Here is a 13,577-nt window from a genome sequence, read left to right on the forward strand (position 1 = left end):
ATGCGCCGAGGATGCGCCAAGGCAAGTCTCAGAACTTGTAGCGCGCCTCCAGGTAGTACTGGCGGCCTGACGCGTCGACCTTCTGCTGCTCCGCCTCGCTATAGCGATAGGTGGCGCGGACCGGGTTGGTCAGGTTGGTGGCGCTGAACGAGATCTGCAATTCCGGTGTGACGTTGTAGTTGGCCGAGAAGGCCACGTTGGACACCGGTGCCGCGATCGTCGGCGCGGAAGGCATCAGCACACCACCGATGGTCGAATTGCCCTGGCTGTTGGCCGTCGGGGACGGTGCCGTGGTGCTCGACACGTACTTGCCGCGGTAGTTGTAGACCAGGCGAGCGCTGAACACGTCGTTTTCCCAGTACCCGCCCACATTGCCGGCAATCTTGGAAGCGCCGGTCATCGGGCGGCCGTCTTCGACGCGCGTCTCGGTGTAGCTGGCGTTGGACTGAAAGCCGAAGCCCCAGGCGATCGGCTGTTCCCATGACAGCTCGAGGCCGCGGATGCGGGCCTTCTGCTGCGTTGAGCTGTTGATCAGGTAGGTGCGGTACTGGTTGGTCGTGCCGTCGTACAGCTCGACGGTCTGGCCCGACGACGTGCCTCCGGTCTTGGCGTAGCCGTCGATCAGCGAACTGAAGCCGGAGAGCGCCAGCATGGCGCGCTTGTCGTAATACCAGGCCACCGAGATGTCCAGGTTGCGTGAGCTCATCGGCGTCAGGTTCGGGTTCGGGCCGGTCACCGTGCAGCCCTGCGAGTTGCAGGCTTGGGCTGAATAGGTAGCGCCGTAGAGGTTGTAGTTCTGGCGGCCGATGGTCTTGGACAGGCCCAGGCGGCCGACCAGGCCCGTGGCGAACTCATAGCGCAGGTTCAGGCTCGGCAGGATGTCGTCGAATGTGCGCCGGGTGCTCTCCTTTCGGTAGATCACGCCCGTGGCACCGTTGAAGGGCACGTTGTCGTAGTAGGGCTGGCCTTCGCTGACGTCGAGGATGGCGTCCGGGTAGGCGGCGCAGGGCACATAGGGCTTGCCCGGCTCGATGCGCAGGCAGGCGCCTGCCGGAATCGGCACGGGGGTGCGGGAGGTGACGGTCGTGCGCACCAGGCGCAGGCCGACATTGCCGGACCACTTCTCGCCTTCCAAGTTCTGCATCAGGTAGGCCGCGCTCTGCACTTCGCGCAGGTCGATGGAGCCGGAGATGCGGCGCTCCCATTGAGAGTTGGTTTGCTTGGCCAGGTCGCCGAAGAGGCTGGTCAGCGTGTCCCGCGAGAAATAGAAGCCGGAGTTGTCGAAGTTGCCGCCGAGGTACTGGCCGAAGTCGCCGGGGTAGGGCACGGCCAGGGCCGGGTCAGGCGCGTTGGCTGCCACGAAAGCGGACTTCAAGGCCACGGTCGACAGGCCGTATTGGCGGCGGTGATCGGCGTTGCGAAAGCCGAAGTTCATCGAGCTGAAGATGCCGCTGTCCTGCGTGTACTCGCCGTCGATGGCGAAGCTCTTCTCGCTGTCGATGGTGTGGTAGCGGTTCAGGCCGCTGCGGCCGGTCAGGCGGTAGCCGGGCGTGCCGGCGGCCGCGCTGCTGGCCAGGGGCGTGGTGCCGCTGCCGGCGTTGATCCAGCTGAAGTCCGGCGCCTTCTCCAGGTCGGTGATGTCGTACTTGATGCCCTGGCCGTAGCGCGAGTAGGTCAGGCCGCGGTCCATGTCGGTGTGGCCGACGCCCTTGGTTGTGCTCAGCAGGCCCTTGAGGGTCAGCTTGTCATTGACGACCCACTTGCCATCCAGGTCCAGGAAGCCGGAGCTGGCGTACGCGCCGCTGCGGTAGAAGCCTTCGGAGTCGCCGGCGTACTGGGCCGGCAGGCCGTTCGCGTAAGAGATTTCCGCGGACTTCAGCACGCGCAGCTTGTGGCCGTAGATGGTCTCCTCTTCGACGATTACCGGGTTTTTTATGGAGGCATAGACACGCTGGCCGTTGACGTTGGTGGCCGTGGTGCCGCCCAGCGGGCCGGACTGGCCGGCCAGCATCTGGTAGATGGCGCCCATGGTCGCGCGGCCGAAGTTGGCTGCGTTCATCTTGGAGTAGAAGCCGGTCAGGCCGACTTCGGTATTGCTGGTGGGCTTGAGCTGGCCGGAGAACATGCCGCCCTTGCGGTCGCGCACACCTTCCACGAATTCGGTGGACATCGAGCCGGGCAGGCGCACGCCGTTCAAGTCCGCTGCCTTGTAGGGTGTGCCTGCCAGCGAGGCGTCGGTGATGCCCAGCATGGTGGCCGTGTTGATCTGGTCCCAGCCGGAGTTGGCGCCGTAGGCGAAGCGCGAGGCGGTGTCGCGGCGGATGTAGCGCTTCTCGGCGAAGACCTGGCCGATGAAGCCCAGCGTGCTGTCCTCGTTCTTCCAGTTCAGGCTGGCGTTGAGCTGCGGGCTGGTCTTGCCGGGCAGGTCGGCGTACACGGCGCCGGCGCTGACCACGCCGCTGAAGCCCTTCGGATTGTCCAGGGGTTTGCGGGTCGTCACATTGATGGTGCCGGCCAAGCCGCCGTCCAGGATATTGGCCTGCGAGGTCTTGTAGACGGTGGCCGAGTTCAGCACCGACGAGGGCATCAGCGACAGGCTGGTGGAGCGGCTGCTGGAGGCCTGGTCGGACAGGTACCAGTCACCGCCAGAGACGGTGTGGCCGTTGAACAGGATCAGCGACATGTCGGGGTTGGTGCCGCGCATGGCGACCTTCTCGGCCTCGTCGTAGTCCGTGCGCACCGCCACGCCGACGACGCGCTGCAGCGAGTCGGCCAGGTTCTTGTCGGGCATCTTGCCCACGTCCACGGCCGTGATGACGTCCACGTTGGCCGAGGCGTTGCGCTTGGCGTCCAGCGAGCTTTCCAGCGAGGCGCGGATGCCCGTGATGACGACCTTCTCCAGCGCCTGCGCGTCGGCCTTGGCCTTGGCGCTGTCCGGGGCGTTGGCCTGCTGGGCCAGGGCTGCGCCCTGCAGGCTCATCAGCAGGGCGGCGAAGCCACAGGTGATGGGAGTGGGCTGGAATCTCATGGTGTTGTCCTTGCGTTGCCGAATGCAAAGATTCTTGCGACGCAAGTCACACCCCATCAGGGGCCAAGCCCGCGAAGTCGGCACCGGAGCAACACTCCGCGCATCACGGAATGACGGCGGGGCATGTACGGCGGTTATGCCCGCCGCGCCTCACCTGCGAGTCACGTCAAACGACGTGGCAGGCGACGCGCCGCCCGTCCACCTCGCGCAGCAGCGGCACCTCTTCGCTGCAGCGCGGCATGGCCAGCGGGCAACGCTTGTGGAAGCTGCAGCCGCTGGGCGGATTCAACGGGCTGGGCAGCTCGCCATGGATGACGATGCGCTCGCGCCGGTCCGCCTTGCGCAGCGCCGGTGTCGCGCTCATCAGCGCCCGCGTGTAGGGGTGCAGCGGCGACGCGAACAGGCGCTTCTTCTCGCCAATCTCCACGGCCGTGCCGAGGTACATCACCATGACCTCGTCGGCCACATGCTCGACGACGCTGAGGTTGTGCGAGATGAACACATAGCCCGTGCCGAACTCGTCCTGCAGGTCCATGAAGAGGTTCAGGATCTGGGCCTGGATGGACACGTCCAGCGCGCTGACCGGCTCGTCGGCGACGACGATGCCGGGGTTCAGGATCATGGCCCGGGCGATGGCGATGCGCTGGCGCTGGCCGCCCGAGAACATGTGCGGGTAACGGCGCAGATGCTCGGGCCGCAGGCCCACCTTGGCCGCCAGCGCCGCCACGCGCTCGCGCCGCTCCAGCGCCGTCATCGGCGTGTTGATCAGCAGCGGTTCGGCCAGCGTGGTCTCGACGGTCTTGCGCGGGTTCAGCGACGCGAACGGGTTCTGGAACACCATCTGCACTTGGCGCCGCAACGACTTCAGCGTGGCCTTGTCGGCCGTCGCGGCATCGGTGCCGCTGATCTTCAAGGCGCCGCGCGTCGGGTGCTCGATCAGCGTCAGCTGGCGCGCCAGCGTGCTCTTGCCGCAGCCCGATTCGCCGACGACGGCCAGCGTCTTCTTCGGCGCGAGGGTGAAGCTGACGCCGTTGAGCGCCTTCACCGTGGCCTTGGGGCTAAAGAGGCCGCGGCTGACGCTGTAGTGCCGGGCGAGGTCGGTCGCTTCGAGGAGGAGCTCAGACATGGGCGTGCTCCTCGACGGGGAAGAAGCAGCGCACACCGTTCTCCAGCGCCGGCCGCTCGGCCACGCAGCGCGGCTGCACGCGCGGGCAGCGCGGCGACAGCAGGCAGCCCTTGGGCCGGTCCAGCGCGCCGGGCACGATGCCGGGCAGGGCTGACAGGCGCGTCGCGCCCTTGTTGTGTTCGGGAATGGCTGCGAGCAACGCATTCGTGTACGGGTGGCGTGGCGCGTCGAACAGCTCCGGTACGGGCCCGGTCTCGACGATCTGGCCGGCATACATGACGGCAATCCGCTGGGCCATCTCGGCCACGATGGCGAGGTCGTGGGTGATCATGATCAGGCCCATGCCCTGTTCGCGCTGCAGCTTCAACAGCAGGGCCATGATCTGGGCCTGGATGGTCACGTCCAGCGCCGTGGTGGGCTCGTCAGCGATCAACAGCTTGGGGCCGCAGGCAATTGCCATCGCGATCATCACGCGCTGGTTCATGCCGCCGGAGAGCTGGTGCGGGTAGGCGGTGGCGCGGCTGGCCGCGTCGGGGATCTCGACCAGCTCCAGCAGCTCGATGACCCGCTGCTTGGCTGCGGCTCCGCGCAGGCCCAGATGCGCCTTCAGCACCTCGGCGATCTGCGCGCCGACCGTGTAGCTCGGGTTGAGGCTGCTCAGCGCGTCCTGGAACACCATGGCCACGTCGCGGCCGATCAGCGCGCGGCGCTCCGAGGCGTTGAGCTTCAGCAGGTCGCGACCCTGGAACTCCAGCGCGTCCGCCGTGACCTTGCCCGGTGCGTCGATGAGCCCCATCAGCGCGAGCATCGTGACCGACTTGCCCGAGCCCGATTCGCCGACGATGCCCAGCAGCTCGCCCGCGTCCAGCGTCAGGTCCACGCCGTCGACGGCGGGGAAGTTGCCGAACTGGACGCGGAGGTTCTTGATTTGGAGGAGGCTCATCGGTGGTTTGGGTTGATGGCCAGGCCCAGCGGGGATTTCGCCCCCGCGGGCGAGTCACTTTCTTGGGCGCCCAAGAAAGTAACCAAAGAAACCGCCCCCGATCCGCCCGCCCTGCGCTGCGCTTCGGGTTCCCTGCGGTACTCAGGCCTTGAGGCCCCGCGCAAAACTCCCTTCGCTACGCTACGGTCAAACAGTTGCGCGGAGTCAGTCCACGAAGTGCGCTGCGCGCACGGCCTCAAGGCCTTCCGTTCCTCGGCAGGCTCAGAGGGGGGAAGAGGAATACCTCGTTGCGAACGGCTTTGGGGCTTGGCTGTTGGCTGTCCGGCTGTTCCTGGAGCCTCCCCTTCTAAACCGCCGAGAAGCGCAGAAGCCCGGGGCGCGAGCGCAGCGAGCCTCAAGCTCTGACTTCGCGCCCCTTTGTCTGAACGGAGCGTAGCGAAGTGAGTTGGGCGCGGCCCCGGGCTTCGAGCATCGCAGGGCACCCCGACAGGGGCGGTTTTGCAGGGGAGAGCTTTTTGCCTACTTTTTGGCGGCGCAAAAAGTAGGTCGCCCGCCGGGGCGAAATCCCGGCTGGGCGTAGGCATCAACACATCGTTTCCCCGCCAGCCCATCACGCCACCTTCTTCAACTTCGGATCCAGCGCATCGCGCAACCCGTCGCCCATCAGGTTGATCGCCAACACGCTCACCAAAATCGTCAGCCCCGGCAGCGTGACGACCCAAGGCGCGCGGGTGATGTAGTCCCGTGCGGACGACAGCATCGTGCCCCACTCCGGCGTTGGCGCCTGCACGCCCAGCCCCAGGAAGCCCAGGCCGGCCGTCTCCAGGATGGCCGACGAGAAGCTCAGCGTCGCATTGACGATCAGCGGCGCCATGCAGTTGGGCAGCACGGTGATGAACATCAGCCGCCACACATGGGCGCCCGCCACGCGGCTGGCCGTCACATAGTCGCGGCCGATCTCGCCCAGGGCTGCGGCGCGCGTCAGCCGCACATAGCCGGGCAGGGCGCCGATGGCGATGGCGATGACGGTGTTGACCAGGCCGGGCCCGAGGATGGTGATGACGCAGATGGCCAGCAGCAGCGCCGGCAGGGCCAGCACGATGTCCATCACGCGCATGATGGCGGGCGACAGCCAGCGCTGGAAGAAGGCCGCCAGCAGGCCCAGCAGCACGCCGGGCATGAGGGACATGAGGACGGCCGCCAGGCCGATGCCCAGCGACACCCGGCCGCCATGCAGCAGCCGGCTCAGCATGTCGCGACCCAGCTCGTCGGTGCCGAGCAGGAAGCGCGAGTTGCCGCCCTCGGCCCAGATGGGCGGCGTCAGCATGAAGTCGCGGTATTGCTCTATGGGGTCGTGGGGGGCGATCAGCGGCGCGAACAGCGAGGCGAGCGCGATGACCGCGAACACGATCAACGCGACCAGGGCGCCGCGGTTGGCGGCAAAGCCCAGCCAGAACTCGCGCAGGGGGCCGGGCGGATCGATGGCTTTCTCAAGGACGGCGCTCATCAGTGACCGCCTCCCCGGATCCGCGGATTCACCACCCCGTACAGCACATCCACGATCAGGTTCACGCCGATGAAGGTCAGGGCCGAGATCAGGATGCCGGCCTGCACGACGGGATAGTCGCGCCGCCCGATGGAGTCGATCAGCCATTTGCCGATGCCGGGCCACGAGAAGATGGTTTCGGTCAGCACGGCGCCGGCGAGCAGGCTGCCGGTCTGCAGGCCCACCACCGTCAGCACCGGGATCAGCGCATTGCGCAGCGCATGCACGACGACGACGCGGGTGGGCGACAGGCCCTTGGCGCGCGCCGTGCGCACATAGTCCTCGCGCAGCACTTCCAGCATGGACGAGCGCGTCATGCGCGCCACGACGGCCAGCGTGCTGGTGCCCAGCACCAGGGCCGGCAGGATCAGGTGCATCAGCGCGGATTTGAAGGCGCCTTCCTCGCTGCTCAGCCACGAATCGATCAGCATGAAGCCGGTCACACGCTCGGGGTCGAACTCGATGCCGATGCGGCCCGACACCGGCGTCCAGCCGAGGTTGACCGAGAAGAACATGATGAGGATCAGCCCCCACCAGAACACCGGCATCGAATAGCCGATGGTGGCAGTGCCCATGACGCCCTGGTCCAGCAGCGAGCCCCGCTTGAGCCCCGCGCTGACGCCCAGCAGCAGCCCGAAGCCCACGGCGAAGATCAGCGCTGCCGTGGCCAGCTCGACGGTGGCCGGGAACAGCGCTGCGAACTCCTTGCTGACCGGCTCGCGGCTGACCAGGCTCTGGCCCAGGTCGCCGTGCAGCAGCTTGCCGACATAGTCCGCGTACTGCACCGGCAGCGGCTGGTCCAGGCCCATGCGCTTGACCAGGGCCGCGTGCGCCTCGGGGTCCAGGCGCCGCTCGCCCATCATCACCTCGATGGGGTCACCGGGCACGAGGCGGATCAGGCCGAAGGCGACGAGCGTGATGCCGATCAGCGTCGGCACCAGCGTGGCCAGGCGTTTGAGCAGGAAGCTCAGCACGGATAGATCCTCGCGCACAAACACAGCCACAGAGGCACAGAGGCACAGAGGATTTCCAAGTGGCTGTTCTCCGTGTCTCTGTGTCTCTGTGGCTGTATTGAGTTGGTCATCGAGATCACCAACGCGACGTGTAGGGCCGCGTCTCAGTGTCGGTCGCGCCGGCCACGCGCATCGCGCTGGGCGTGGACGCCACCTCGATCAGCGCGGCCGTCTCGGCGTCGGGCGTGCCGGAAATGTCGCGCGGCCGGTATTTCATCTGGAAGGTGGCGACGACCTCCTTGGTCATCACGTCCAGCTGGCCCGAGCGCGACACGTTGTAGCCGATGCGCGCCAGCCGCTCCTGCAGCCAGGCCACGTCGCGCGGCGCAACCTCATGCTCCAGCGTCTTCACCATCACCAGCGGGCCATCGGGCCAAGGGATCAGCCCGGCGTCGGCCAGCTGCTTCCAGGGGAACTGCGGGCCGGGGTCCTGCTTGCGCCCGGGCGCGATGTCGGCGTGGCCGATGATGCGCTCTGGCTTGACGTTATGGCGCTTCTGGATGTCGCGCACCAGGGCGATGACTTCGTCCACCTGGGCCTGCGGGAAGGGCGCGTAGATGCGGCCACCGGGGCCGTCCACATAGCCGGCGTTGACGATCTCGATGCCGATGGAGGCCGAGTTCAGGTTGGTGTTGCCCGCCCAGTAGCTGGCGCCGGCATGCCAGGAGCGGCGGTTTTCGTCCACCAGGGCGTAGCTGGCCACCGGGTTGTCGCGCACCAGGTAGTGGGCCGACACCTGGCCGCCGGTCGTCAGCACCTTCAGCGACTTCTCCCAGTCCAGCACGGTGTAGTGCAGCACGATGTAGAGGGCGCGGCTGTCCTGGTTCTGCGAGGTGTAGCTGCGGTCGATGTTGGGCGCGCGCACTGCGGCGGCAGGGCCTGCGGCCATGACAGGGGCGGGCGTGGGGACCGGCGAGGGCACGCTGGCGCAGGCGCTGAGCAGCAGGGCCAGGGTGGCGGCAACGAGGGAGGTGGACTTCATGCGTGGGAGGGCGTGGCCAGACCTGGATTGTTGCAGCGCACCCGACACGGTGGCCCCGGGGCCAGCCCGCAGGGGCCATGTCGGAGGACGCGGCGGGTATGAGTGCAGGTGATGGTTGAATGGGTGACATGAGTTACACGACGCTGCACGCCACGCCCACGGCCGATACCTACCGCCACCTGCGCGTCGCCTGCGGCCTCAGCCCCAAGTCGGCCGAGGCGGCCGCGCGTGGCCTGCCCGGCACGCTGTGCGCGGTGCAGATCCTGCACGAGGGTGAGCCCGTCGGCATGGGCCGCGTCATTGGCGACGGCGGCACGGCCTTCCAGGTCGTCGACATCGCCGTGCTGCCCGAGCACCAGGGCAAGGGCCTGGGCAAGCTCATCATGGCCGAGATCGCCGCCTGGCTGCGCGAGCACGTGCCCGAGACCGGCTATGTCAGCCTCTTGGCCGACGTGCCGGCCGACGCCCTTTATGCCCAGTTCGGCTTTGTGCACACGGCGCCGCGCACGCTGGGCATGGCCTGGAAGCGCCCCGCATGAGGCTGTTGCTCGCGGCACTCGCACTGGTGGCCGCTTCGGCCTCTGCCAGAACCCTCACCGTCTGCACCGAGGCCAGCCCCGACGGCTTCGACTACTCACTGTTCCACGCCAACTCCACGGCCGATGCGTCGTCCATGACCTGCTCGACAGCCTGGACCACCAAGGCTTTCGCCGCATCCTCATCGTCAACGGCCATGGCGGCAACCAGCCGGTCGCGGCGGCGGTGGCCGAATGGATGGCCGCCCATCCGCGCACCCGGGTGCGCTTCCACAATTGGTGGAATTCACCCAAGACGCTGGCCCATGTGAAGGCCATCGACCCGCACTCGGCCCACGCCTCGTGGATGGAGAACCTGCCCTGGACACGCCTGGCCGGCGTGACCCAGCCGGAAGGCCGCAAGCCGCCGGTGGACTATCAGCGCTATGCGGTGCTGGCGCCCGATGCGGCGCGCGAGCTGGCGGGCGACGGCAACTTCGGCGGCGCTTACGAGCGACCTGACGCCGAGGTGCTGGAGATGTGGCGCATCGCTGTCGAGGAGACGCGAGCGCTGATTAACGGCCCTTGGGCTTAGCGCACTACGGTTCAGTCAGAGCAGCTGTCGGCCAGAAGCGGCCTGTCGCAAGAGGCAGCTTTGCGAAATCGCGACAAGCCATGACACCATATTCGAAGTCGCGAAGATGCCTGTCTTTGCTGTTCGTGAGGTGGGCAGAATGCCGGGCGTCCGTCGAAACTGTCTTGAAAGTTCCATGACCGAGCCGCTGCAATCACCTAACCTCCCCTACCGGATGGGAGCGGCAGCCGTTGGCATGTTCGCGGGAGTGGCATTCGGGGCGTTGCTCGGAGTGATCACCATTCACATCGCGCCCTTCGTGTTCGGGGGCGCATTTGCCGGCATCGTCACCGGACTGGCGTTTCCCGAATTGGCCATCCGGGGCGCAGAAGCCACGTTTCATTTCTTCGCCGGGCTGCTTGGAGGTGTCCGCGGGTTAGCCCACGATGACCTGGATGAGATCTCCGCTCCGGACGAATCGTCCAGGGATCCCTGGTTGAAGGCTGCCTTCACGTTCGGTGTGGTGTTTTCGCTGGTGATCGCGTTGCTGCTACGCCTCTGACCTTCAAGCTGTACTTGCATGGTCCGTGCCGTCCAAGCCTTCAAGATAGGTGCGACATGGCCAGTGCAGTCCGCCGCGAACGGCGGTTTTCAGGCTGGGTTGCTCTAAAGGCGCTGCATCGACTACGGTATGCCGTCGACTGAAAGCAGGGATCGAGCTCGCGGCTGGACCCGGCCATTTGCTGCCGGTCGCCAGCGACGGCTTTCCGGTACACGACTGGATCAAAGGCGACGCCCTCAGCGCATAAGACGAGCCCGTCGACGGCTTACAAGGCCAGTTTCGATCGCCGGACTACCGATGCCCGAATGAACTTCGGCGCCGCCATCACGACAACGACATGCGATTCATCAGGAGTCTCTTCGGCAAGCGAAGTACGCCCACGCCAAAGCCGTCTGAATTGGTACAGACTGTTGGGCCCGAGTTGACCCCCGAGACTTGGCTGACCGAGCTATTCAAGCGCCACGGGTTAGAGCAGTCGCTCCATGACGGCTGGGTACTACCCAACGCCGAACTGCCGGCCATCCGTGGCACTTGGCACCCTGGCGAGACACACGGTCGACTCGACATGCAGGTCCTGGTGCGCGACGGCGTGGTCATCGAGGAGTGCTTCGGCGGCATCGGTGCCGGTGAGGTCGGGTTGTCGGACGGCCTCCAGAGCTTCACGATCAACTCATTCCACGTACTGCTGTCCTCACTCTGGTCTTGCCATGACCCAGAGCAGGTTGAGATCGAGGAGTGGACCATCGCTGGCCAACGGTTCAGCGCGTTCATCGGCAATGTCGGCACGCGAAGCTCTACTTGCGCTCCGCCGTCAATTCCGGTTGACTTGATGCCGCTCCTCGAAACGGCGATCCGGAGCGAGCGGCTCGAGCATGGCCTGCACTGGTTCCGCGTTTACGTGGGGCACGTGAATGGCGAATTCACGTTCGAGGCCCTGAAGGACAACGAGCCGTGGTTGGAGGGCGCGAGCATGTTGGCGTCATGCGGATGGGTGGCCCGCGAGGCGTTCTACAGCGCACGACTGTTCATGGTTCTGCGCGCATCTGGCGACGAGACCGTTGGCCTAGCCTGTAAAGGGCAGGCGGCAGCACTACGGGCGCCGTGCGCGTCCTGCTCCACCTCGAACAGACCCAGTTGAGGCGCATGTCGCAGTTCGGTCACATGCCGTCTTCGGCTAAGGTGCACCTTAGAAGACTAGCCCGCGCGATCTCTGAACTGACAGCGAATGCACCACGTAAAGGTTGACAAGGAGCGACCCGACTTCAGAGTCTTCATTGACCTGCTGTTCGGCCCGGGATGGAACGTTGATACGGAAGGAAATTCGCATCCGGTCCACAGCCGCGCTTGGACTTCGCTTTACATCGCTGATCGAACGCGAGGAGAGCCTCCGGTGACGATCGAGGCGAGCGAAAGCGAGTCAGGAATCTTCCAGGTTGAGTCGGCATCGACACGGCTTGAAGAACTGGCGGCGCTCTATCTCTTCTTGTGCAGCGGCTCCGCCATCGCATCATCCCAGGGTCCGCTTGACGATGCTCAACGAGCGGAATTGCAGGCTGGTTACGGGACGGAACTTCAACGAGCGGCCAAGGCTGTGTGGCATCAGTCGTCCGATAGCAACCCCTATCCAAACTTGCCCGCTCTGCAGCGTCCGAACGGTGCGGTCTGATGTCAGCAACGGGTCGCCAGCGGGTTCACGCGAACCCGATCTCGATCCCGTAGATTTGCCGGACGAGACGGACTGCCAGAAGTCCGACGTCCGCGGTGGATCTCGGTCAGCCGCCGCCGACCGCGCGTTCGCACCGACGAGCCCCTTAGCGCGTCCTTACACTGAATTGCGTCGTCCGGCCTTTGCCGTTGGCGCAGCAACTGGGCTTCCAACCCGGTGAGGCGCCCCTCGAATGCCGCCGCCGTCTAGCTTCACTTCTACCAAGGAACGACCATGACCAGTCCGATGTATACCTTCGCCGTTCCCGTCTTCAAGCAAATGCTGGTGGCGCTGAAAGCCGTACTGGCGCAGGCGAGTACGCACGCCTCGGCCCACTCGATTGAGTCCGACGCCTTGCTGCAGGCGCGCCTGTATCCGGACATGTTTGCGTTGGCCAAGCAGGTGCAGATCGCAGCCGACTTTGCGCGTGGAGTATCGGCACGCCTGGCGGGTGTCGAGGCCCCCACCCAGGAGGGACAAGAGAAGAGCTTTGCTGATCTTGACGTCCTATTAGCCCAGACGGTGAGTTTTCTGGATGGCCTGAGCGCAGCGCAGTTCGAAGGCAGCGAAAGCAGAGAGATCATCTTGCGTCCCGGTACACCAAAGGAGAAGCGGCTGATCGGTCAAACCTATCTGGCCAACTACGGCCTGCCGCAGTTCTTCTTTCATGTCACCACTGCTTATGCCATCCTGCGCCACAACGGGATCGCCATCGGCAAGCGTGACTACATGGGCGTGTATTGACTGGCGTTCGATGCTGCGAGCGCCGAGTGAGCTCGCGGTCCTTCGACCATGCAGTTGCCGTAGCTGATTGACAAGCAGGGGCGCGAGCGACTGCTTTGGAGCGATCAATTCAGAGCTGCGAATGTCGCCTCAGGGTCGGCAACTGCCTTAGCTGAACCGCATCGAGCCTAAGCCACGGGTGGCAACTCGGGCGCGCTCAAGCCCTCGAACGGATCGGCCCAGGCCGGCAGCGCCATCAGTCTTGCATGCCAGGCCGCCACCGCCGGGTAGTCGCTCAGCGGCAGCCGAGCCACGTCGTTGTAGGGCAGGAAGACGCCCATGCGGAAGTCGGCGTAGGACAGGCCGCTGGCCAGCAGCCAGTCCTGCTTGCTCAAGTGCGCCTCCAGGATGGACGCCGTCGCGTGGAAGCGCTCGGTGCCCCGCGCCACCAAGTCTTCGTCCAGCGCGCCGAGCTTGTAGCGCTGCTTGGTGCCGCGCTCGAAGTGAACCATGTCGCAGGCGTGCATGAAGTTGTCGCGGCTCCAGCTGACCCAGCGGATCATGTTCGGCAGCTCCGCGCCGGTGCGCCAAAACTCCGAGCCCACCATCTGCGACAGGCGGCAGGCGATGGCATCCGCCTCGAACAGCGAGCTGCCGTCGGCCTCGACCAGGATGGGCAGGCGCAGCGAGGGGTTGAAGTGGCGGTAGTTGTCTGCTTGGCCGGGGGCCAACGGCGCGGCGAACTCGTAGGTGACGGGCGCGGCCAAATACTTCGCCGCCGCGACGGCCAGGCGTGGGTTGGGGTTGCGGGAGAAGTAGAGGATGGGCGTCATGCGGCAGGCTGGAGGGTTGGCAGCGTT

13 protein-coding genes are annotated in these 13,577 nt (G+C 65.9%); 6 read left to right on the forward strand and 7 right to left on the reverse strand.

From position 1 onward, the window contains the following. Window positions 1-28: 28 nt before the first annotated feature. The 6 genes from AC1DW0_RS19195 to AC1DW0_RS19220 form a co-directional block, all read right to left on the reverse strand. The gene (locus AC1DW0_RS19195; RefSeq protein WP_457356344.1) at window positions 29-3,028 is read right to left on the reverse strand and encodes a TonB-dependent receptor; all 3,000 of its coding nucleotides are present in this window, start codon (window positions 3,026-3,028) and stop codon (window positions 29-31) included. A 166-nt stretch (window positions 3,029-3,194) separates the two neighbouring features. After that, entirely contained in the window at window positions 3,195-4,154 is a 960-nt protein-coding gene (locus AC1DW0_RS19200) for a peptide ABC transporter ATP-binding protein (protein ID WP_477947386.1), read from the reverse strand. Next, window positions 4,147-5,097, reverse strand: a complete 951-nt coding sequence (locus AC1DW0_RS19205) for an ABC transporter ATP-binding protein (RefSeq protein ID WP_477947388.1) — start codon at window positions 5,095-5,097, stop codon at window positions 4,147-4,149. The genes AC1DW0_RS19200 and AC1DW0_RS19205 overlap by 8 nt, the downstream gene beginning before the upstream one ends. A 610-nt stretch (window positions 5,098-5,707) precedes the next feature. Further along, on the reverse strand, window positions 5,708-6,604 hold the full coding sequence (locus tag AC1DW0_RS19210; RefSeq protein ID WP_477947390.1) for an ABC transporter permease subunit: 897 nt from the start codon (window positions 6,602-6,604) through the stop codon (window positions 5,708-5,710). Further along, complete coding sequence (locus tag AC1DW0_RS19215; protein ID WP_477947392.1) at window positions 6,604-7,617, reverse strand: ABC transporter permease; 1,014 nt, start codon at window positions 7,615-7,617, stop codon at window positions 6,604-6,606. The genes AC1DW0_RS19210 and AC1DW0_RS19215 overlap by 1 nt, the downstream gene beginning before the upstream one ends. Before the next feature lie 115 nt (window positions 7,618-7,732). Next, the gene (locus AC1DW0_RS19220) at window positions 7,733-8,638 is read right to left on the reverse strand and encodes an N-acetylmuramoyl-L-alanine amidase (RefSeq protein WP_477947394.1); all 906 of its coding nucleotides are present in this window, start codon (window positions 8,636-8,638) and stop codon (window positions 7,733-7,735) included. Between the two features lie 128 nt (window positions 8,639-8,766). Here AC1DW0_RS19220 and AC1DW0_RS19225 point away from each other — a divergent pair, with 128 nt between their 5' ends. The 6 genes from AC1DW0_RS19225 (at window position 8,767) to AC1DW0_RS19250 (ending at window position 12,738) form a co-directional block, all read left to right on the forward strand. Next, window positions 8,767-9,177, forward strand: a complete 411-nt coding sequence (locus AC1DW0_RS19225) for a GNAT family N-acetyltransferase (RefSeq protein WP_477947396.1) — start codon at window positions 8,767-8,769, stop codon at window positions 9,175-9,177. Further along, window positions 9,110-9,748, forward strand: coding sequence for a creatininase family protein (locus tag AC1DW0_RS19230; protein ID WP_477947398.1), 639 nt, complete (start codon window positions 9,110-9,112; stop codon window positions 9,746-9,748). Before AC1DW0_RS19225 ends, AC1DW0_RS19230 begins: the two co-directional genes overlap by 68 nt. A 175-nt stretch (window positions 9,749-9,923) precedes the next feature. Further along, on the forward strand, window positions 9,924-10,289 hold the full coding sequence (locus AC1DW0_RS19235; RefSeq protein WP_457320997.1) for a hypothetical protein: 366 nt from the start codon (window positions 9,924-9,926) through the stop codon (window positions 10,287-10,289). A gap of 421 nt (window positions 10,290-10,710) precedes the next feature. After that, window positions 10,711-11,427 (forward strand): DUF6348 family protein, encoded by a 717-nt coding sequence (locus AC1DW0_RS19240; RefSeq protein WP_477947400.1) that lies wholly within the window; start codon window positions 10,711-10,713, stop codon window positions 11,425-11,427. Window positions 11,428-11,679: 252 nt separating this feature from the next. Next, complete coding sequence (locus AC1DW0_RS19245; protein ID WP_457320993.1) at window positions 11,680-11,955, forward strand: hypothetical protein; 276 nt, start codon at window positions 11,680-11,682, stop codon at window positions 11,953-11,955. Between the two features lie 273 nt (window positions 11,956-12,228). Continuing rightward, entirely contained in the window at window positions 12,229-12,738 is a 510-nt protein-coding gene (locus AC1DW0_RS19250) for a DUF1993 domain-containing protein (protein WP_457320991.1), read from the forward strand. 167 nt (window positions 12,739-12,905) lie between these two features. On the opposite strand, the gene AC1DW0_RS19255 is transcribed toward AC1DW0_RS19250, so the two are convergent. After that, complete coding sequence (locus AC1DW0_RS19255) at window positions 12,906-13,550, reverse strand: glutathione S-transferase family protein (RefSeq protein ID WP_477947402.1); 645 nt, start codon at window positions 13,548-13,550, stop codon at window positions 12,906-12,908. Window positions 13,551-13,577: the final 27 nt, after the last annotated feature.

Source organism: Roseateles sp. P4_D2 (assembly GCF_056401875.1).